The organism is Rahnella laticis (assembly GCF_015644585.1).
GTDB classification, from domain to species: Bacteria; Pseudomonadota; Gammaproteobacteria; order Enterobacterales; family Enterobacteriaceae; genus Rahnella; species Rahnella laticis.
Genome location: NZ_JADOBI010000001.1, coordinates 608,413 through 627,530, shown reverse-complemented (window position 1 = coordinate 627,530; position 19,118 = coordinate 608,413). Strand labels below are relative to the sequence as shown.

The window sequence follows — 19,118 nt, the reverse complement described above, 5'->3', positions numbered from 1 at the left end:
TTCATTTCACCCGTTCAGCGAATAATACCGCGCGCTGAACGGGTGAAAAATTCATTGAAATGGCGCAGTAAAGGATATTCCTGACTGAGCCGTTCAATCTCCTGCTTCACCGCGTCGACCGCCGCCTGCTGGTGATACAGCAAATCGTACAAATGCCTGATCACCTTCTGCTGCATCACATCGCTGCCGATAAAGGCTGCCGCCTGTTCATGAATGCCTTGCGGCACGGCGCGGTTGCCATCGGCCAGTACGTAAGGCGGCACATCCTGCACCACGCAGGTACTTTGCAAAAGCCGTGCGCCCGCCCCCACAATACAGAACTGATGCACGGCGCACATGGCGTCGATCCGCGCTTCGTCACCCAACGTAACATGCCCTGCCAGCCCGCTGTTTTCGCCGATAAACGTGTCGTTCCCCACCTGGCAGTCATGTCCGATATGCACGCCGCCGTCGAAAATATTCCGGTGGCCAATCCGCGTGAAACCGCCGCCCTGCGCGGTGCCACGGTGAATTGTTGCGTGGCGGCCAATCCGGTTGTCGTCGCCGATTTCCAGCCCGGCGGCTTCCCCGGCATATTTCAGATCCTGACTGACTTCCCCGATTGAAGATTCCGTTCCTATCATGTTGTTACGCCCGATGCGGGTGTTGCCGTTAATCACGACGTGGGAGGCAATTTGCGTCCCTTCACCGATGTGAACACCGGCGGAAATAAAGCAGAAAGGCCCGATAACCACCTGCGGGCCGATAACGACACCGGGTTCAATGATACTGCTGGCCGCAATGGCGGCCGAAGATGAAATCAACGCGTACATCCTTCTGATAGCTGAGGCGCTACCAGTAGTGAATTAAGCCTGTCGGGATTAATCAGGGAGGGAAGGTCAAAATGAGCGGAGGAAACGCGCCCAGAAAGGTTTAAACGAAGCGGTTATTTTTTCACCACACACTTCGCCATGCCGCACAGCATAAGGGTTTCAGGCCGCTAACCCAGCCTGTTATATTTTATTTATTTTCTGAACCTTTTCTATAAATGTAAACGGTAAGGAAAGGATCAGTATTTTGTTACAGCAGCATTAAGGCTTTCTTAAGCTTGCAGTTATATGATTCGCGGCAAATCATTTCTGCACGTTATGTTTCCATCACATTAACGCCCGCGACCTCAGCATGTTGGGAGTTTTCATTGCGCTATTTATTGCCGAAGATCAGCTATTTCAAGCTGACTTTACTGTTGACACTGTATTTTACTTTTGTCGTTAACTTGCCGATTTTGTTGCACTTTTATCGCATTCTTCATGCGTTACCTGCCTACAATCTTTTGTTCGCACTGACCATTCCGGTGGTGCTTTTTGCCGCGCTGAACTTTGTGTTCACGCCGTTCACTTTCCGTCCGCTGCTTAAGCCTTTCTTTATCATTGTGCTGCCGGTCAGTGCGCTGGCCAGTTTTGCGATGATGACCTATCAGGTGGTGTTTGACCGCGGCATGATCGAAAACATTCTGGATACCCAGTCTGCCGAAGCGACGTCTTACCTGAATTTGAAAGTGGTGCTGTGGTTTGTCTTCACCGGCATCCTACCCGCGATCCTGTTATTTTTAACCCCCGTCACCTATGAAAAAACCGTGCTGCGCCGTCTGGGCGTGCGTCTGGTATCGATGGTGATTTCCCTGCTGGTGGTCACGTCCATTGCCGGTGTGTTCTACAAAGATTACGCCTCCGTGGGCCGTAACAACCGCACGCTGAATCTGGAAATCGTGCCGACGAATTACCTGTACAGCGCATTCCAGTACATGAATCACCGTTATTTCACGCCAAAAGTGCCGTTCCAGACGCTGGGCAACGACGCAAAACTGGTGCAGCAGCCGGGGCAGAAACCCAATCTGGTCTTCCTGGTCGTGGGTGAAACTGCGCGTGCGCAAAATCAGTCGTCGAACGGTTATGCCAAACCGACCAATCAGTACACGCAGGCCATCCCGGATGTGGTGTATTTCAATAAAATGACGTCCTGCGGGACGGCGACGGCGATTTCCGTTCCGTGCATGTTTTCGAATATGAAACGCACCAACTACGACGCCAACCGTGCGCGTAACAGCGAAGGGTTGCTGGATATTCTGCATAAATCCGGCGTCTCCGTGTTCTGGAAAGATAACGACGAAGGCTGTAAAGGCGTGTGTGACCGCGTGCCGAACGTCATTATCGACACCAAAAAAGACGGAAAATATTGCGATGGCGATACCTGTTACGACATGGCGCTGATGCAGGATATCGACGACGACATCCGCCCGGACGGTAAAAATACGCTGATTGCGCTGCACCTGATTGGCAGCCATGGCCCGACGTATTACAAACGCTATCCGCCGGAATTCCGCAAATTCATGCCCGATTGCGAGCGCAGCGATATCGAAAACTGTTCGCAGGAACAGCTGGTAAATACCTACGATAACACCCTGCTCTACACCGATTATCTGGTGTCTCAGGTGATTGAAAAGGCGAAGCAGTATCAGGATAAGTACAACGTGGCGGTGATTTATCTTTCCGATCACGGCGAATCGCTGGGTGAAAACGGCCTGTATCTGCACGGTACGCCGTACAGCGTGGCACCCGCCCAGCAGACGCACGTTCCGATGCTGTTCTGGCTGTCTGACGGCTACACCAAAGCGCAGGGCATTGACCTGCAATGCCTGAAAGCCAGTGCGGCAAAAGACGATGTGTCGCAGGATAATCTGTTCCACACCGTGCTCAGCGTCATGAACGTGCAAACCACGGAACGTGACCCGCAGCTGGATATTCTTGCAGCCTGTAAAGCCCCGCGCGCCTGAATCTCGCTTTAACCTGAGGGTTTGCTGCCTGCTTCAGGGCAGCAAACCACATTCCGCCACAATGCTTTTTGCCAGCGCGCTGACGGTCTGATCAAACCGCTCCGATTCATTATCCTGCACCATATACAACGCCGTTTGCCGCACCGTTCTGGCCGATAACGCCAGACGACTCAGTTGCCCGCTATCCAGCGCACTTTGCACACTTTCCAGCGGCAGCCAGCCGTATCCGACGCCCACCGCAATCGCCTCCATCGCTGCGCCAACGGTGGTAAATGTCCAGTTCGCAATCGTCCCGGAAGAGTGATTGTCAGTGCGCGGCATATGCCGGTCCGCGACGCTGATCAGCGGGAAACGCGCCAGATCCTGCGCCGTCAGCGGAACGGGAAGTTGCAGCAACGCATGATCGCTTTTCGCTACCGGCACAAAATCGACATCCAGTAAAAAGCGCCCGTGGATTGCATTCTCCGGCGCCAGCGTGGTGATGTACAAATCCGCCGACCGCTCGTTAAGCTGTTCAATGCTTTCCCCGCGCAGGATCTCCGTCAGATGAACCCGCGTATCAGGGAACTGCTGTTGAAACGCTTTCAGGGCGCGGAACAGACGATTTTTCGGGAATACGCTGTCCACCACCAGGCTAAGCTCCGTGCGTACGCCGTCTTTCAAACCGGCGGCGCGATGCTCCAGTTGCAAAAACGCGGTGATCAGCGGGCTGGCCTGAACCAGCAACGCACGCCCCTGTTCGGTGAGCACCGCCTTACGTCCGTGGATTTCCAGCAGCGACAGCCCGAGGCGTTCCTGTAAACCACTCAGTGCGTAACTGACCGATGACTGGCTGCGGTTAAGCACCTGCGCCGCCTGAGCATAACTGCCCTGCTCGATAACCGTTTGTAAAACCACCCATTGTTCAAGCGTCGTACGCGGAAGTGCCATAGAGTTCTCCTTGTCCAATGCGTTTTTCAGCGCATAACCGTTCTGATTTTCAGATGATTTATATCGGAAATCAGCGTTTTTATATCTGATTTATGAAGTGTAATCTTCTTCTCAACGAAACGAAACGTTTCATCCCAACACTGAGTTAAGGAGAATTACAATGAGCAGCTTCGATAAACATGACCTGAGCGGTTTTGTGGGCAAACACGTTGTTTACACTTACGACAACGGCTGGAATTACGAAATTTATGTGAAAAACGCCGAAACGCTGGACTACCGTATTCATAGCGGCCTGGTGGGTAATCGCTGGGTGAAAGACCAGCGCACTTATATCGTCCGTGTGGCGTCCGACGTCTACAAAATTTCCTGGACTGAACCGACCGGCACCGACGTCAGCCTGATTGTGAATCTGGCCGACAACGTGTTCCACGGCACCATCTTCTTCCCGCGCTGGATCATGAACAATCCGGAAAAAACCGTCTGCTTCCAGAACGACCATATTCCGCTGATGAATTCTTACCGCGACGCTGGCCCGGCGTATCCGACCGAAGTGATCGACGAATTCGCCACCATCACTTTTGTACGTGACTGTGGTGCCGATAACGATACCGTCATCGACTGCGCCGCCAGTGAATTACCGGCTAACTTCCCGGATAATCTGCGTTAATTCATGCTATTAGCGCAATAAAAAAGCCGCAGCGCGTCATGCACTGCGGCTTTTCTTTCTGCTGAGTTTCTTTAAATCAGCGCGCCAGCGTTTTCAGCAACGCCGCGTTGAATTTCTCCGGTTCTTCCATCTGCGGCGCGTGCCCTAATCCGGCAAACTCAATCAGCTTCGCGTGTGGGATCAGCTTCGCAGCCTGTTTACCCAGCACTTTGTAATTGCCGATTTTCGCTTTCACCGCAGGCGGCGCGATATCACTGCCAATCGCCGTGGTATCGGACGTCCCGATCATTAAGGTTGTCGGAACGCGGATATTTTTAAATTCGTAAAACACCGGCTGCGTGAAAATCATGTCGTAAATCAGCGCCGAGTTCCACGCCACCAGTTTATGCCCCGGCCCGTTATTCAGCCCCGCCAGCATATCAACCCAGCGGTCATATTCCGGTTTCCATTTATTCACGTAATAGGTTTTCAGCTCGTACTGCTTAATACTGTCCGCCGAGGTTTTCAGCTCGCGGTCATACCACTGATCGACCGTGCGGTAAGGCACGCCTTTGGCTTTCCAGTCTTCCAGCCCGATCGGATTGACCAGCACCAGTTTTGACACTTCCGGCGCAAACATCAGGCTGTATCGGGTCGCCAGCATCCCGCCGGTGGAATGCCCGACAATCACCGCTTTCTTAATATTGAGGCTTTTCAGCAGGTCATGCGTATTGTTCGCCAGTTGCTGGAAACTGTACTGATAATGCCCCGGCTTGGTGGAGGAACAAAAACCAATCTGATCGGGCGCAATCACGCGGTAACCTTTCACCGCCAGCGCGCGGATGGTATCGCCCCAGGTCGCGGCGCAGAAATTCTTGCCGTGCATCAGCACCACCGTCTGGCCATTTTTATGCCCGGTCGGCGCGACGTCGAGATACCCCATTTGCAGCGGCGCACCCTGCGAGGTAAAGGAATATTGTTTGATCGGATAAGGGTAATCAAAACCCTGTAATTGCGGACCGTAGGAAGGCGCATCGGCAGCAAAAGCGGGCGCGGTGACACAAAGGGATAAAGCAGCAGCGCAAAAAAGCAATTTCAAACGGGGAAACATCGTTCAGTCCTATTGTCGTTTATCGGACAGGCGGCTTAAAGTCTTATGCTATAAACTTTAAGCCGCCAGTAAAACCCGATAAAACCGAAACAGCACGAACTGGTTTTAGTCTTTAGAGGCCAGAACACAGCGGTAAATCAGGCCGCCGATCACGCCGCCGACAACAGGCATCAGCCAGAACATCCACAGCTGATCTAACGCCCAGGTTCCCTGGAAAATCGCCACCGCGGTACTGCGCGCCGGGTTAACAGAGGTATTAGTGACAGGAATGCTGATCAGGTGAATGAGCGTCAGCGCCAGACCAATCGCGATCGGAGCAAAACCCGCCGGTGCGCGTTTGTCGGTTGCGCCGTGGATAACGATCAGGAAGATAGCCGTCAGAACGCCTTCCGCCACCATCGCTGCCGCGAGGCTGTAGCCGCCCGGTGAGTGCTCGCCGTAACCGTTGGAAGCAAAACCGCTGGTCGTTGCGTCAAAACCAGCATGACCGCTGGCGATAACGTACAACACCGCCGCTGCCGCAATCCCGCCAATCACCTGCGCGATGATGTAAGGCACAACGTCGCGGCCCGGAACGCGTCCGCCTGCGAATAATCCGAGCGTGACCGCCGGGTTAAAATGGCCGCCGGAAATATGGCCGACGGCGAACGCCATGGTCAGAACGGTCAGACCGAAAGCCAGCGCCACGCCTGCAAAGCCAATCCCCAGGCCGGGGAAGCCCGCCGCAAAAATCGCGCTACCACACCCACCAAATACCAAAACAAATGTGCCGATAAACTCGGCAGATAATTTCCTGAACATAACAAGATCCCTGTTAGAATAATCTGATAAATTCACCTTATCCCACACGAAATAACCTAGTAGAAGGTGATCGGCGGGATAATACTCTTGATGTTTCGGAAAAAAACTAAATTTTGGAAACAGTGAAGCATTCATGATTTACATCAAATGCATGTTAATTATCAGGACGGTAAATATCTTAAAAGTGTGGTGTCACAGAGGATTGAGTCTTTATAGGTTATTATTAACTTAACGAAACTTCTTTCTGTGGCGCTCACTGGTGGAACTCCCTTTGGCCTTAAACTGGTTAAACCGACCGTATATCCGGATCTGCCTTTCCGTTCTGGCATTTTTCATTGTGGCTGCACTGGGTGTACTGGCTATTTCCTGGCAAACCTCGCAAGGATTACGCCGCGATACCGCCGCCAGTCTGGCGCAATCTGTCCGCCTTGTGGACATGACACTCAACAACGCCTCAACCGCTGCCGATTCCGTCCAGCACCTGGTCGGCCAGGACTGCGATCAGGACGTCATTCAGGCCTTACGCTGGGAAGTCGCGCGAGTTCCGAACGTGCGAACCGTTAACCTTTATCGCGGCGATACCATCTACTGCACCTCGCTGTTTGGTAAAAAGATCGACTACGTTTCCACCGACAAATACGCAGGCGAAACCTTACTCCTCATGAGCGGTAATCCCGTCACGCCGGGTCATCCGCTGATTGCTTATCGTCGCGATATCAAGGGCAACGGCATACTGATTGGCGTGGATGGCTATTTCCTGCATAACATTCTTGAACTGCTCAGCACGCACGCTTACCTGATTTTGCAGGTCGGCGATCAGTGGATGGACAGCAAGGGCAAAATTCATCAGGGCGAAGGCTGGCCGGATGGCACAAGAATGGCGCTGGCGTCGGCGCGTTATCCTTACAACATGCGGCTGGTGATCCGTAACAGTGACCAGTGGCGCTATGTATTTGATTACGCCACCGTCAGCCTGGTGTTGTTCCCGCTGGTCAGCATTTTTATCGCGTTCATGACCTACATGCTGCTTGGCCGCGTGGGCAGCCCGATCTCCACGCTGAAAGATGCGCTGGCGAAAAAGCAGTTTGTACCGTTCCTGCAACCGGTGGTCGACGGCACAAATCACCGGCTTACCGGCGGCGAAGTGCTGATGCGCTGGCAGCATCCGCAGTCGGGCCTGATCCCGCCGTATCAGTTCATTCCGCTGGCCGAAGAGAGCGGCCTGATTGTGCCGATGACCCGCCTGATGATGGCGCAGGTGCGCGATCAGTTCGGGCCGGTTGCCGCGCAGCTGCCGGATAATTTCCATTTCGGTTTCAACATCTGTGCCGGGCATTTCAAAGACCTGACGCTGGTTGAAGACTGCAAAGCGTTCCTGCACGCGTTCAAAGATAAACCGGTCCTGCTGGTGCTGGAGCTGACTGAACGCGAGCTGATTGAATCGAGTGAAATCACTCACAGCCTGTTCAGTGCGCTGCGCAGAATGGGCGTGCTGATTGCCATGGACGATTTTGGAACCGGTCATTCCAGCCTGACGTACCTGCAAAAATTCCACATCGATATCCTCAAAATCGACCAGAGCTTTATTGGCCGCATCGGCACGGACGCGCTGGCCGGGCATATTGTGGATAACGTGATTGATCTGGCGAAACGTTTGCAGATGGTCATTGTGGCGGAAGGCATCGAGACTCAGGAGCAGATCGACTATCTGACGCCCTTCCATCTCGACTATTTTCAGGGTTATTTTTTCGGAAAGCCGGTGCCGGTAACAGAATTTATGGAAAAATGGCTGCAACGATAACAGCCTTATATTCTGCGACTAGAATAATAACGTGAGCTACGTCTTATAAGATGCGTGCGCTTTTTGCTAAAAATCCGCCGATGTGTAACATCCACACAGACTCAGCCCGGCAGAGCGGCTAACTTGTTGAAGTTACATGTATTGACGTAGTCTGTCAGTGAACCCTGCTGAAAATTCGAATGATCACTTTGCGAGCAAGATGATGATTAAGTGGCCGTGGAAAGCGAATGACCTGAAAATTGAAAAATCAGACGCGTGGAATGACGCTCTGAATATCCCGCTATTATCTTCCCTAAACGAGGACGAGAAACAGCGGCTGGTTCAGGTCGCCAGTCAGTTGCTGAATCAGAAACGGCTGGTTCCCTTGCAGGGCATCGAACTGACGGAACAGATGCAGGCGCGCATCGCCCTGCTGTTTGCCCTGCCGGTGATGGAACTGGGCGCATCCTGGCTCGATGGTTTTCATGAGATTTTGCTTTACCCTTCCCCTTTCGTCGTCGATTCCCCGTGGCAGGATGAAAACGGGCTGGTTCACGCCGGTTCGCAAATCCACGCCGGGCAAAGCTGGGATCAGGGCCCGATTGTGCTCAACTGGCAGGACATCGAAGATTCGTTCGACAACTCCGGTTTCAATCTGGTGATCCACGAAGCGGCCCATAAACTCGATATGCGCAACGGCGGTGAAGTCAGCGGCATTCCGCCAATCCCGCTGCGGGAAGTGGTCGCGTGGGAACACGATTTGCAAGCCGCCATGCAAAATCTGCAAGATGAAATCGACACGGTCGGCGAAGAAGCCGCCAGCATGGACGCCTACGCCGCGACCGATCCGGCAGAATGCTTTGCGGTGTTATCGGAATACTTTTTTAGTGCGCCTGAACTGCTTTCAGAACGTTTTCCGCTGGTATACGGTCATTTCACCCGTTTTTACCAGCAGGACCCGCTGGCAAGGCAACTTCGCGGCCAACGCTGCGATTGTTAACCCGCGTGATCCACAGCGATTTGCAATGGAAAAGTCCTGTTTTATCGCCGTATTGATTAGTTGCTGAGCAGTCGGAGGATTTTCGTGATTTTAGCGTTGACACTCCGCCCCCCTCTGGATAACATGCGCCCCGTTCACACGATTCCTCTGTAGTTCAGTCGGTAGAACGGCGGACTGTTAATCCGTATGTCACTGGTTCGAGTCCAGTCAGAGGAGCCAAATTTAGAAAAGCCCGCTTAAGGAAACTTAAGCGGGCTTTTTGGTTTTTTAGCTCGCGAAACCGGTGCCATCGGAGCATCAAAGCGCTTTGTAAATCTCAGCTATCACCTGCCTCGTTGCGTCTTCAATCGTCCCTTCATTACGGCATAAAACCCGCCCTGACCGGCAATTTCCCGCTCAAACGCCTGAGTACAAGCGACATGTTCTTCCAGCTTATGAATCACCGTACTGCTCAGCCCACGCGTCCGGGCCGCGGCCCTCGCCCATGAAATTTCAGGCGCAGTAACAACCCCGACATGAAGGTCTGGCGTTCTCACGTTTCGTTCAATATTAAGCTGTAAAATCTCTGCGAATGGCACCATCCTGCGAAACGCGGCATCCGACGGGTACCAGCGATCCATCAAGATAATGCTGTCCGGTGGCTGTTTAGTCAGCACATTCCGGGAAATCCAGGCACGGCTATCCGCAAGGCGCTCACAAACTTCCCGTTCTAAATCCAGGGAGGGATTTCTGGCGAGCCTGTTAACGAGAACCATTGTTTCCGCCCTGAAGGGATCGCTTTTTTTCTCGCAAAGTCGGATCACCTTCTTGTTGTCTGCCCTGAGTACTTTCGTCATGGCTTCCAGCAGTGTGGTTTTACCGGCGCCCTTGGGCCCGTCCAGAGAGACAAACAGTTGTCGGTTCATACTTCTGTAGACGATTGATATGCGGTTTTTGTAAAACCTGAATCTGGCAAAAACATCTTAGTTCCTTCGTATGAATAGCGGTCCGCCTTGTTCGTTCATCAGCGATGAAGCTGATAAAGGGCGGTTAAAAACAGACACTGATGAATATTCTGACAATGATTCTAACTCATTCGTTTAAAAACGAGGATGAAAGCCGTCTATGGTCATTGCAGATATGTTGCGACCTGAGCGGTGTTGATTAAGGTAACGGCTTCAGAAACGGGAGACTTCACACGTTAAGCCTGGTTTATAAGCGGGAGAAGTTGACGGGCTGGTTTGAGCGAGGGGCGGGCCTTTCATTCATTGTGGCTATATGTTTTCATTGTGTTAAATACAACATTCCCATAGCGCCTTGACTGGCAATACAGTAGAGCGTCAAAGACTATCAAAAATCTATGGATCTAAACCTTCTTGGCTTTATGCCAGCACTACTCCCTGTTGCACTGTCCCCCGGAGCAAGCTTCACTCTTGTTATGAGCGGTGCTCTTGCAGGCGGTCACAAAGGACTGTTCAGGACTCTTGCCGGAACAGCTTTGGGCATTTATACCCACGCAGTTCTCATAGGGTTTGGTATTACCGCTGTGCTCATATCGTCTCCAGCAACTTTTGCTGTGTTGACATTTTTCGGAACCGCCTATCTGCTCTGGTTAGGAGCGATGCTCATACGCAACGGCATAAGGGCAAACCCAGAAGAGTTTGCTGATACGAAGCATTCGGTGACTTTAAGAGAGGCCTGGATAGCGAATGTTTTGAATCCTAAAGCCATCATTTTCTATCTGACAGTCGTTTCACAGTTCGCAGGGATACAGGGAGGTGTTTGCAACTATCTGACACTGGCATCAGTACATGTGGTCGTGATGAGCGTTTGGCTTTACGCAGTCAGCCAAACACTGATCTTTTCAGTAAAAAAAACCAACCCATTAATGCTCAAAAGATACGTCAACATTGCGGGCGGGATGTTGCTAATTGCTTTTTCTCTGCACAGCCTGATCCCGTAATTCATTACCTGTAGCGACAGCGTCCGTTCTTGGCACGAAGCAGCCAAAGGCAAATTTCAAGGGCTGCTTTGAGCGAGGAGCGGACATTGCATCCCCGATAAAGCCAAGGATCAGGGTTGTCCCATTATCTGTTCCAGCATGGTGATTTTTCAGGCAGCATACTTTATTCTAGTTAAACTCCCTTTGCAGGATATAACCATGATAACAGTAGAGAAATCAGATCCATTTTCTTCAGAATCCCATCGCTTAATCGAAATGCTGTCAGCTGAACTTGCCGCTATTACTGGTGAGAATGGCGAAACCAACTTCAGCGTTGAAACTATGAACAATGACAAAGCATTATGGGTATTGGCAAAAAATGCACATGGCGACGCGATAGGATGCGGTGCAATCCGCCCATTAACACAAAACATAGCTGAGCTTAAAAGAATGTTTTCGGATCGAAGCGAGCCAGGCGTGGGTAGTGCATTACTTACTTTTCTGGAAACCTCTGCAAAGCAAATGGGATATAGAGAACTTAAGCTGGAAACCCGACATATCAACCTTCGGGCTGTCAATTTTTATGAGAAAAATGGATATGTTCGTATTGATAATTATGGCCCATACATAGGCAGAGAAGAAGCCGTCTGTTTCTCAAAGTCATTGTACTGATTGCATTTATCGGATCTAACTGCCGCTCCTGGCGCACAGTCAGCTATTCGGGATACTTAATACTTTAAATGCAAAGGGACTACTCATGAATATTCTTATCGAGAGCATTACCCCGGATAACAAAGGCTTTTTTGCGTTAAAAGCAGAGAGCATGGCTGCTGGATTTAACATGCTACACAGACTGGCAGAAAACTGGCTGAACGGGCAAAACCGCTTTGATAAGGCAGGTGAGAACCTGTTAGGTTTTTATGCCGACGGGCTACTCATTGGCGTGTGTGGATTAAACCAAGACCCCTACACGCCTTCAGTTCGGACTGGACGACTCCGTCATCTCTATGTAGGAATTGAATGGAGAAGAAGGCAAGTTGCCATTGCTTTGCTCAGGGCAATACTGGAGGGTTCTGGCCGCTGGTTTGATTTTATCAACACTAACGCGCCTCAATCAGCGTTCATCTTCTATGAACATGCTGGCTTTATTCCGCTAGTAGATGTCGATAAAGTTACCCACCGTCTGTATCTTACAGATATATAAAGTTAATAACTGTCAATTGATTGATGGGCAATGATGTGACCAACGTCTGCTCCTGGCACAAAGCAGCCTAAAAAGATTTTATTAGGTTGCTGTGAACGATAATCTGTTGTGCTATCTGAAGCTTTCTATGGAGCATGCAAAATATGTTCGACCATTCTACCCAACCCGAAGTCGCCGAATGGTTCGCCTGGTTCGGTGTCGCCGAGGTGTCTTATAGCGGGTGTTCCATCGACCTGACCAACGAACCGCCTGAGCACTGGTTTTACAAGCGCAACAAGCTGCGGCCTGAATGCCTGAAACTGGATTTGCACATCCCCTCTTACGGGAACTGGTTGGTCGACCTGTCGCGTCATGACAACCTGTTCAACGTTCAGTGGCGCCCGAATGATGACTTGCGCATCGAGTCGGAGCAACTGCGCTACCGAAAATTGATCAAATGGCCGCGACTATCCAGCCTCATGGATTTTCCCCTGCTGGCCGGGCAACTGGAGCAATGCCTGGATGTGCACTTCCTGCGACATGCCAATTTCGGAGCGCGCTTGCTGGAACCCGAGGCGCTGTCGTGCAATTCTAAAATCCATCAATGGTTAGCCCCCTGCGCCGACACTTTTGGATGGAACAGAAAAATGCAGCCGGAGTAGCGGGTATGGCGAAGCACTCACATTCATTTCGACAAATTCCAGAAAGGTTCGAATGAAGAGGCTCAATTCTCCCGGACGGTTACGGGTCAGATTTGGAGTGACCAGAGTCTTAATGCAGGTCATGCCCGCTCCTGCCACTTAACAAACTCCCGCATGTTCCAGATCACCAAAATCCCCCAACTTCTCCCCATTCCCGCTACAATAACCCCATCTCCGGCTGTCATCGTAAGTTCTGTATGCGGCTGATCGTATTGAAAAAGGTAATGGCCGTGCTGAAAGAAAACTTTAATGAATTGCAGATGTTTCTTGTCGTGGCGCGAGAGAGAAGTTTTACCAAGGCGGCGAGTAAGCTTGATGTTTCGCAATCGGCCATCAGCCACGCGATAAAGGCGCTGGAAGAGCGTCTGAATATCCGTCTTCTGACGCGCACCACCCGCAGCGTGACGCCAACGGAAGCGGGTGAACGCATTATTGCCTGCCTCGAGCCACGTCTGGCAGATCTTGAGCAGGAGCTGGAAACGCTGCTTCATCTGAACGGCAAGACCTCGGGGAATATCCGTCTTTCGGCGGGAGAACACTCGGCGCGCAAACTTGTGTGGCCGAAGCTGAAGCCGTTTCTGAAACAGTATCCTGAAATCAGTATCGAGCTGGTCGTCGATAACGGGTTTGTGAATATCGTCGAGGGGCGTTATGACGCGGGCATTCGTCTGGGCGAAAGCGTCGATAAGGATATGATTGCGGTAAAAATCGGCCCGGACATCCGTATGGCGGTGGTCGGCTCCCCGGCCTATTTCGCGGAACACCCCATTCCGCAGACGCCGCATGATTTGCAGAATCATCAGTGCATTAATATGCGTTTACCGACCGCCGGTGGCGTGTATCACTGGGAGTTTGAGAAGGACAGAAAACCGCTGCGCGTGCGGGTTGAAGGGCAGCTGACGTTCAACCTGCTGTCCGAAAGAATCGATGCCGTGCAGTCCGGTTTTGGTATTGCCTGCGTGCCGGAAGATATGATTACCGATCTCGTGAAATCGGGCGAGCTGGTGCAGATTCTGGAAGAATGGTGCCCGTATTTCCCCGGTTATTATCTTTATTACCCGAGCCGAAAACAGCATCCGCCCGCTTTCGCGCTGCTGATTGATGCGCTGCGTTATTCAGAATAGAAAACATCCGCGACACCTTTTGAGTGTCGCGGATGTTTTATAAACGAGGGATATCAGATATCCAGTTTGCGGCCCGTCAGCCATTCAACCATTGCCGGATCACGGTGCGAGAAGAAGGCACTGGTCGCCGTGTCCATCGCGCTGATTTTAATCATTTCGTCCTGACTCAGTTCAAAATCCAGCACGTTGATGTTCTCTTCCATCCGCTCTTTGCGCACTGATTTTGCCAGCGAAACAATGCCACGCTGGAAGACCCAACGCAGAACCACCTGCCCCACGCTTTTGCCATATTTTGCGCCAATCGCCGCTAATACCGGATTCTGGAACAGGCCGTTTTTGCCTTCCGCAAACGGCGCCCAGGCTTCCGGCTGGATCCCGCGGCTCTGCATCCACGGCACCGCATGCAGCTGCTGGTTGAACGGGTTCACTTCAATCTGGTTGACCGCAGGAACGACGTTATTAAAGGCCATCAGGTCGGCCAGACGATCCGGCTGGAAGTTACTCACGCCAATCGCGCGGATTTTCCCTGCCTGATGCAACTCTTCCATTGCGCGCCACGCGCCGTGAACGTCACCATACGGCTGGTGAATCAGATATAAATCGACGTAATCCAGTTGCAGCCGGTTCAGCGACCGCTCGAACTGCGCTTTTGCGCCTTCATAACTTGCGCCCTGTAACCACAGTTTGGTGGTAACGAAAAGCTCGTCGCGCGCAATGCCGCTTTGCCTGAGCGCGTTGCCCACCTGCGTTTCATTCTTGTAAGAGGCGGCGGTATCAATCAGGCGGTAGCCGGTTTCAATCGCATCGATAACGGCACGCTCGCATTCTGCGGCGTCCGTCATCTGGAAGACACCAAAGCCCAGCAGGGGCATTTCAATACCGTTGTTCAGTTTTACTGTTTGCATGACGTTATCCTTGAGTGTTGTGCCTGAGATAAGCATAACGCAGAGCGATTAATCGGATTAGAGGCCCTAATCCGATAGGGTTCATTAGCAGAATTCATTAATTGCGGAACATCAGCTGCGTACAGTTTCCAGCCAGCTGGTGACGGTTTCTGTGGTTCTTCTTTCCTGACTGCCTTCAATGACCAGCGGTTTTTCGCGTTTTGCGCCCGCCGCCAGTCGCGCGAGAACGTCTTCACTGTCGCCCTTTCCGTAGCCGCCGTGGGTAATAAACGGGATGAGTAACTTACCGGCGAGATCGTGAGTGCTCAGGAAAGTCTGCACCACTGGCGGCACGCTGGTGCCCCAGACGGGAAAGCCCAGATACACCGTCTGATAACCTGCCATGTCGGGAACGGTATTTTTTAAGGCGGGCAGCGTTCCCCGGTCGTGTTCGCTTTTGGCCTGCGCGACGGTCTGGAAATAATCTTCCGGATAAGGTTTCGCGGGTTCGATTTCAAACAGATCGGTTTTCAGGCTGCGGTGGATGACGCCCGCAATCACGCGCGTGTTGCCGCTTCTTGTGAAATACACCACCAGCGTGCGGTTGTTGCTCAGTACGTTGGCGTTATCGCTGGCCGCCGCGACCAGCGGGACATTGGCGAGCGTTAACCCCGCCAGCGCGGTGAGCAAGATTCTGCGCGCCGGATCATGTTCTTCTGACATCGCCCTCTCCTTTATTTTGCAGTGGCCAGTTGCAGCGCATGTTCAGCGCGGGACGCCGCTTCGTTTTCGCCATTTTCACGCAGGGTTTGCGCCAGCTGTTGCAGCTGCCCCGCCGTCAGCCCGACGCGCAAACTTGCCCGCGTATGGGATAACAGCTGCGCTTCGACGCCGGGCGTGGCGGCTAACGCCCCGACCGTTGCCAGCTCGCGGCTCTGCCAGTCCAGATTGTCGCGGGCAAAAATGTCGCCGAATAAATGCGTTTGCAGAAACTGATTTATCACCGGCGCAAAATCAAACAACGGGCCCTGCACCGGCGCACCGGAGATTTTGGTCTGATTGGCGGTTCCCATGCGGCGGAGTTCTTCCCCGACCGGGATCGGGCTTACCGGTTCCTGGCCTTCTGCGTCGTGTATGCCTCGCTGTTTGCGGGCTTCGACCACTTTCATGAGTTCGGTTAATGCGTTAAGGCTGCGCGGAAAACCGGTATACGCGTAAAGCTGTACAAGGATTTCTTTGGTTTCGTTAACGGTCAGCCCGGCGTCCAGCCCCTGATTCAGTGCGGCGCTGAGTTTTTCCATCTGGCTGCCTGCCATAAACGCGGCGATTAAAGGAATGGCCTGCTGACGTGCAGACAATGTTTCGGAAACGCTGGATTGCGGGTTCATTGTTGAGGCTCCTGTTGTAACGGGCGGCGCGGCAAATGACATCTGGCCGGAACCGAAAATCAGTAATGCCGCCGCCGTGAGGGTTTTAATGCGCGTGATATTGTTCATCGGTCACTTTCTCCATCCATTCAACACTCTTCCCCTGCACCATTCCGGTCACTGCCAGATGCGTCATTGCGCTGCCCGGCGCGGCACCATGCCAGTGTTTAACGCCGGGCGGGCACGAAACGACATCACCGGCGCGGATGATCTGCACCGGCTGGCCTTCCTGCTGGGTCAGGCCCACGCCGGAAGTGACAATCAGCCGCTGACCGGCCGGATGTGTATGCCAGGCCGAGCGGGCGCCCGGTTCGAAAGTGACATAGGCACCGGAAGCGCTGATGTCTTTATCCGCACCGAATAAAGGATCCACCCGCACATGGCCGGTTAAATTCTCCGCCGGGCCGGTGACTGGTTTTTGCGTTCCTGCGGCGGCGATTTGCACCGACGCAGGCGGAACCTGAGCGGTAACAGAAAAAGTGATGAGAGGCAGAATCAGCCCGAAATAACGTATTTTCCCGATCATGCGATGCGTCCTTTTAGCCAGTAATGTGGATGCTGCGTCGCGATGATTCTAACGGGGGCGACATGTCGTCAGGCTGACGGCCTCCTGACAATCTTGTCAGCCGTCATCGCCAGCGTGAGTCCGAAGGTATTGACGCCGCCTTCGCTGCGGGCAAACACATCGCCCTGATGCATAATCGCCACCGCGCGGACGATGGATAACCCCAGGCCATGATGCGTATCGCTTTTGGTGCGCGAGGAGTCCACCCGGTAAAAACGCTCAAACAGGCGGTGCAGATGCCCCGCCGCGATAGGCTCGCCGGGGTTGGACACGGCAACGAACGCCTGATTATTTTGCTCACTCAACCGGACGGTCACGGTGCTTTGCGGCGGTGAATGTCGGGCGCTGTTCTCCAGCAGATTCGCCAGCGAACGGTGGAACAGACGCCGGTCAATCAGGGCGGTGACATCCCCTTCCACTTCCAGAGAAAGCTGTTTTTCAGCGAAAGAAGGCTCGACGTATTCCGCCGTTTTCAGCGTTTCTTCACGCAGGGAAATGCGCGTTAGCTGGGACGCATGTTCACCGGCGTGCGCGTGTGAAAGAAACAGCATGTCATTGACGATGGACGTCATCCGCCCGAGTTCTTCGAGGTTCGAGCCGAGCAACTCTTCCAGCTCCTCATACGACCGGCGACGCGAAAGGCCGAGCTGTGTCTGGCCAATCAGGTTGGTCAGCGGCGTGCGCAGTTCATGGGCGACATCCGCGTTAAAACTTTCCAGCTGCCGCCAGGCGATTTCCTGCCGCTCAAGCACGCCGTTAAACGAGGCGGCCAGCGGTTGCAGTTCGTGAGGTAAAAACGTGGTGTCCAGCCGCTGCCCGTGATCTCCCGGCGCAAGCTGCTGCGCCTGATCACTCAGCGCGCCGACCGGCCGCAGCCCGATTCGCGAAACGGCGTATCCCAGCAAGGCGACAATCAGCGCACCCAGCGCCGTAATCACAATCAGCGTCTGCGTAAACGCATCCAGCGTGCCCATATACGGCGTGGAATCGATAGCCACAACATAGCGCAGCGCCGGTCTGTCGCCGTTGGCGGGCAGAGTTTTCACCAGCAGAAACAGCGAACAGGAACCTTCGGAGGAACCGGGCAGTTTATTGAATCCCTCTTGCAGGGATGACCACGTAACGCCTACCGGCGGCGTGCCGCCTACGCTGAAACGCGGATCGTCGCTGACAATCCAGTAACGAACCCGCTCGCCCTCCGAACTCGCCAGAAGCGTGAATTTACCGGCCAGCGTTGACCAGCCTTCCGCCGATGTGCGCGCGGTGATCCACGGGCTCATCAGCGATTCACGAAACAGCAGCTCGTTATGCATCTGTTTTTGCAAAGAATCATGCAGCGAGCTTCGCAGCAAAATCCCGATCGCCGAGACAATCAGCAAGGCGGCGAGCGCAAACATCAGCGCCATGTGGAGCGAAATCGAACGTCTGAACATGCGTTTCTCCTTCGCTTACTCGGGCCTGACTTCAAGGACGTAGCCCATACCGCGAACGGTATGCAGCAGCTTGCCCTCAAACGGCATATCAATCTTGGCGCGCAGGCGTTTAATCGCGACTTCAACCACGTTCGCATCGCTGTCGAAATTCATATCCCACACCTGTTCGGCAATCATCATTTTGGAGAGGATCTCGCCCTGATGGCGCGCCAGCAGGCTCAGCAGCGCAAACTCCTTCGCCGTCAGTTCCAGCCGCGCACCGGCACGAAAAACGCGGCGGGCCAGCAGATCCAGATGCAGATCGTGAATTTGCAGCTGCGTGATATCGGCACCATCCGTTGTACGGCGACGCACCAGCGCCTGAATTCGTGCAACCAGCTCAATCAGGGAAAACGGTTTTGGCAGGTAATCATCCGCGCCCAGTCGCAGGCCTTTAACGCGTTCATCCACCGAACCCCGCGCAGAAAGCATCAGCACCGGCGTTTGTTTACTGGCACGCAGCCCTTCCAGCACGCGGTAACCGTCCATGCCCGGCAGCATCACATCCAGAATGATCGCGTCGTAATCAAATTCCAGCGCGTAGTGCAGCCCCTCGGCACCGTCCGCCGAGACATCCACGGTAAAGCCGGATTCGCCCAGCGCGCGGCTCAGATACGCCGATGTTTTTTCTTCGTCTTCAACCAGTAACAGTCGCATCCTGATTTCCTCTCAAGCTTTCCTGTGCCCGCGTGCAGGGGCGATAGTAGCGTTTCATCCCGTACAGCTGGCTGACATTTTCCTGACAATTCTGTCAGTTACGC

General features: G+C 53.2%; 19 protein-coding genes, 1 tRNA gene and 1 pseudogene. 10 read left to right on the top strand and 11 right to left on the bottom strand.

The genetic code is table 11. From position 1 onward, the window contains the following. Window positions 1–14: 14 nt before the first annotated feature. The gene (lpxA, locus tag IV433_RS02870; RefSeq protein WP_229893162.1) at window positions 15–803 is read right to left on the bottom strand and encodes an acyl-ACP--UDP-N-acetylglucosamine O-acyltransferase; all 789 of its coding nucleotides are present in this window, start codon (window positions 801–803) and stop codon (window positions 15–17) included. A gap of 374 nt (window positions 804–1,177) precedes the next feature. Here lpxA and IV433_RS02865 point away from each other — a divergent pair, with 374 nt between their 5' ends. After that, entirely contained in the window at window positions 1,178–2,812 is a 1,635-nt protein-coding gene (locus IV433_RS02865; protein ID WP_195812519.1) for a phosphoethanolamine transferase, read from the top strand. A gap of 33 nt (window positions 2,813–2,845) precedes the next feature. On the opposite strand, the gene IV433_RS02860 is transcribed toward IV433_RS02865, so the two are convergent. Continuing rightward, complete coding sequence (locus IV433_RS02860; RefSeq protein WP_195812520.1) at window positions 2,846–3,742, bottom strand: LysR family transcriptional regulator; 897 nt, start codon at window positions 3,740–3,742, stop codon at window positions 2,846–2,848. 160 nt (window positions 3,743–3,902) lie between these two features. On the opposite strand from IV433_RS02860, the gene IV433_RS02855 reads away from it, so the two are divergent. Next, window positions 3,903–4,409, top strand: a complete 507-nt coding sequence (locus IV433_RS02855) for a phenolic acid decarboxylase (protein ID WP_195812521.1) — start codon at window positions 3,903–3,905, stop codon at window positions 4,407–4,409. Window positions 4,410–4,485: 76 nt separating this feature from the next. Here IV433_RS02855 and IV433_RS02850 read toward each other — a convergent pair whose 3' ends face one another. Together IV433_RS02850 and aqpZ are read right to left on the bottom strand one after the other, a co-directional pair. Continuing rightward, window positions 4,486–5,499, bottom strand: a complete 1,014-nt coding sequence (locus tag IV433_RS02850; RefSeq protein ID WP_195812522.1) for an alpha/beta fold hydrolase — start codon at window positions 5,497–5,499, stop codon at window positions 4,486–4,488. A 105-nt stretch (window positions 5,500–5,604) separates the two neighbouring features. Continuing rightward, window positions 5,605–6,300: an aquaporin Z gene (aqpZ, locus tag IV433_RS02845; RefSeq protein WP_195812523.1), complete on the bottom strand. Its 696-nt coding sequence runs from the start codon at window positions 6,298–6,300 to the stop codon at window positions 5,605–5,607. 271 nt (window positions 6,301–6,571) lie between these two features. On the opposite strand from aqpZ, the gene IV433_RS02840 reads away from it, so the two are divergent. The 3 genes from IV433_RS02840 to IV433_RS02830 all read left to right on the top strand — a co-directional run bounded on the left by IV433_RS02840 (window position 6,572) and on the right by IV433_RS02830 (window position 9,299). Further along, window positions 6,572–8,101 carry an EAL domain-containing protein gene (locus IV433_RS02840; RefSeq protein WP_195812524.1) on the top strand — a complete coding sequence of 510 codons (1,530 nt, stop codon included), beginning with the start codon at window positions 6,572–6,574 and terminating at the stop codon, window positions 8,099–8,101. Window positions 8,102–8,303: 202 nt separating this feature from the next. Further along, complete coding sequence (mtfA, locus tag IV433_RS02835) at window positions 8,304–9,080, top strand: DgsA anti-repressor MtfA (RefSeq protein ID WP_195812948.1); 777 nt, start codon at window positions 8,304–8,306, stop codon at window positions 9,078–9,080. Between the two features lie 143 nt (window positions 9,081–9,223). Further along, window positions 9,224–9,299, top strand: a tRNA-Asn gene (locus IV433_RS02830). A gap of 78 nt (window positions 9,300–9,377) precedes the next feature. Here IV433_RS02830 and IV433_RS02825 read toward each other — a convergent pair. Then, window positions 9,378–9,985 (bottom strand): annotated as a pseudogene (locus IV433_RS02825) (dTMP kinase). Window positions 9,986–10,419: 434 nt separating this feature from the next. Between IV433_RS02825 and IV433_RS02820 the strand changes: the two are divergent. The 5 genes from IV433_RS02820 to IV433_RS02800 all read left to right on the top strand — a co-directional run bounded on the left by IV433_RS02820 (window position 10,420) and on the right by IV433_RS02800 (window position 14,009). Continuing rightward, window positions 10,420–11,022: a LysE family translocator gene (locus tag IV433_RS02820; protein WP_195812525.1), complete on the top strand. Its 603-nt coding sequence runs from the start codon at window positions 10,420–10,422 to the stop codon at window positions 11,020–11,022. Window positions 11,023–11,220: 198 nt separating this feature from the next. Continuing rightward, on the top strand, window positions 11,221–11,673 hold the full coding sequence (locus IV433_RS02815; RefSeq protein ID WP_195812526.1) for a GNAT family N-acetyltransferase: 453 nt from the start codon (window positions 11,221–11,223) through the stop codon (window positions 11,671–11,673). Window positions 11,674–11,758: 85 nt separating this feature from the next. Then, on the top strand, window positions 11,759–12,205 hold the full coding sequence (locus tag IV433_RS02810) for a GNAT family N-acetyltransferase (RefSeq protein WP_195812527.1): 447 nt from the start codon (window positions 11,759–11,761) through the stop codon (window positions 12,203–12,205). Window positions 12,206–12,348: 143 nt separating this feature from the next. After that, the gene (locus IV433_RS02805) at window positions 12,349–12,846 is read left to right on the top strand and encodes a hypothetical protein (protein ID WP_195812528.1); all 498 of its coding nucleotides are present in this window, start codon (window positions 12,349–12,351) and stop codon (window positions 12,844–12,846) included. Between the two features lie 269 nt (window positions 12,847–13,115). Further along, entirely contained in the window at window positions 13,116–14,009 is an 894-nt protein-coding gene (locus IV433_RS02800; protein ID WP_195812949.1) for a LysR family transcriptional regulator, read from the top strand. A 53-nt stretch (window positions 14,010–14,062) separates the two neighbouring features. Here IV433_RS02800 and IV433_RS02795 read toward each other — a convergent pair whose 3' ends face one another. The 6 genes from IV433_RS02795 to IV433_RS02770 all read right to left on the bottom strand — a co-directional run bounded on the left by IV433_RS02795 (window position 14,063) and on the right by IV433_RS02770 (window position 19,014). Further along, window positions 14,063–14,914 (bottom strand): aldo/keto reductase, encoded by an 852-nt coding sequence (locus IV433_RS02795; RefSeq protein WP_195812529.1) that lies wholly within the window; start codon window positions 14,912–14,914, stop codon window positions 14,063–14,065. 111 nt (window positions 14,915–15,025) lie between these two features. Continuing rightward, window positions 15,026–15,616 carry a flavodoxin gene (locus IV433_RS02790; RefSeq protein ID WP_195812530.1) on the bottom strand — a complete coding sequence of 197 codons (591 nt, stop codon included), beginning with the start codon at window positions 15,614–15,616 and terminating at the stop codon, window positions 15,026–15,028. 11 nt (window positions 15,617–15,627) lie between these two features. Next, the gene (locus IV433_RS02785) at window positions 15,628–16,389 is read right to left on the bottom strand and encodes a carboxymuconolactone decarboxylase family protein (protein WP_195812531.1); all 762 of its coding nucleotides are present in this window, start codon (window positions 16,387–16,389) and stop codon (window positions 15,628–15,630) included. Next, window positions 16,367–16,846: a (R)-mandelonitrile lyase gene (locus IV433_RS02780; protein WP_195812532.1), complete on the bottom strand. Its 480-nt coding sequence runs from the start codon at window positions 16,844–16,846 to the stop codon at window positions 16,367–16,369. Before IV433_RS02780 ends, IV433_RS02785 begins: the two co-directional genes overlap by 23 nt. A 68-nt stretch (window positions 16,847–16,914) precedes the next feature. Next, the gene (locus tag IV433_RS02775) at window positions 16,915–18,318 is read right to left on the bottom strand and encodes a heavy metal sensor histidine kinase (protein WP_195812533.1); all 1,404 of its coding nucleotides are present in this window, start codon (window positions 18,316–18,318) and stop codon (window positions 16,915–16,917) included. Between the two features lie 15 nt (window positions 18,319–18,333). Continuing rightward, window positions 18,334–19,014 (bottom strand): heavy metal response regulator transcription factor, encoded by a 681-nt coding sequence (locus IV433_RS02770; protein ID WP_195812534.1) that lies wholly within the window; start codon window positions 19,012–19,014, stop codon window positions 18,334–18,336. Between the last annotated feature and the right edge of the window lie 104 nt (window positions 19,015–19,118).

Bases quoted from the DNA above. Each gene is read 5' to 3' on its own strand.
- IV433_RS02780 (WP_195812532.1), bottom strand. From the start codon at position 16,846: ATGATCGGGAAAATACGTTATTTCGGGCTGATTCTGCCTCTCATCACT.
- IV433_RS02855 (WP_195812521.1), top strand. From the start codon at position 3,903: ATGAGCAGCTTCGATAAACATGACCTGAGCGGTTTTGTGGGCAAACAC.
- mtfA (WP_195812948.1), top strand. From the start codon at position 8,304: ATGATTAAGTGGCCGTGGAAAGCGAATGACCTGAAAATTGAAAAATCA.
- IV433_RS02775 (WP_195812533.1), bottom strand. From the start codon at position 18,318: ATGTTCAGACGTTCGATTTCGCTCCACATGGCGCTGATGTTTGCGCTC.
- IV433_RS02785 (WP_195812531.1), bottom strand. From the start codon at position 16,389: ATGAACAATATCACGCGCATTAAAACCCTCACGGCGGCGGCATTACTG.
- IV433_RS02820 (WP_195812525.1), top strand. From the start codon at position 10,420: ATGGATCTAAACCTTCTTGGCTTTATGCCAGCACTACTCCCTGTTGCA.
- IV433_RS02810 (WP_195812527.1), top strand. From the start codon at position 11,759: ATGAATATTCTTATCGAGAGCATTACCCCGGATAACAAAGGCTTTTTT.
- IV433_RS02790 (WP_195812530.1), bottom strand. From the start codon at position 15,616: ATGTCAGAAGAACATGATCCGGCGCGCAGAATCTTGCTCACCGCGCTG.
- aqpZ (WP_195812523.1), bottom strand. From the start codon at position 6,300: ATGTTCAGGAAATTATCTGCCGAGTTTATCGGCACATTTGTTTTGGTA.
- IV433_RS02850 (WP_195812522.1), bottom strand. From the start codon at position 5,499: ATGTTTCCCCGTTTGAAATTGCTTTTTTGCGCTGCTGCTTTATCCCTT.
- IV433_RS02815 (WP_195812526.1), top strand. From the start codon at position 11,221: ATGATAACAGTAGAGAAATCAGATCCATTTTCTTCAGAATCCCATCGC.
- IV433_RS02795 (WP_195812529.1), bottom strand. From the start codon at position 14,914: ATGCAAACAGTAAAACTGAACAACGGTATTGAAATGCCCCTGCTGGGC.
- IV433_RS02860 (WP_195812520.1), bottom strand. From the start codon at position 3,742: ATGGCACTTCCGCGTACGACGCTTGAACAATGGGTGGTTTTACAAACG.
- IV433_RS02770 (WP_195812534.1), bottom strand. From the start codon at position 19,014: ATGCGACTGTTACTGGTTGAAGACGAAGAAAAAACATCGGCGTATCTG.
- IV433_RS02805 (WP_195812528.1), top strand. From the start codon at position 12,349: ATGTTCGACCATTCTACCCAACCCGAAGTCGCCGAATGGTTCGCCTGG.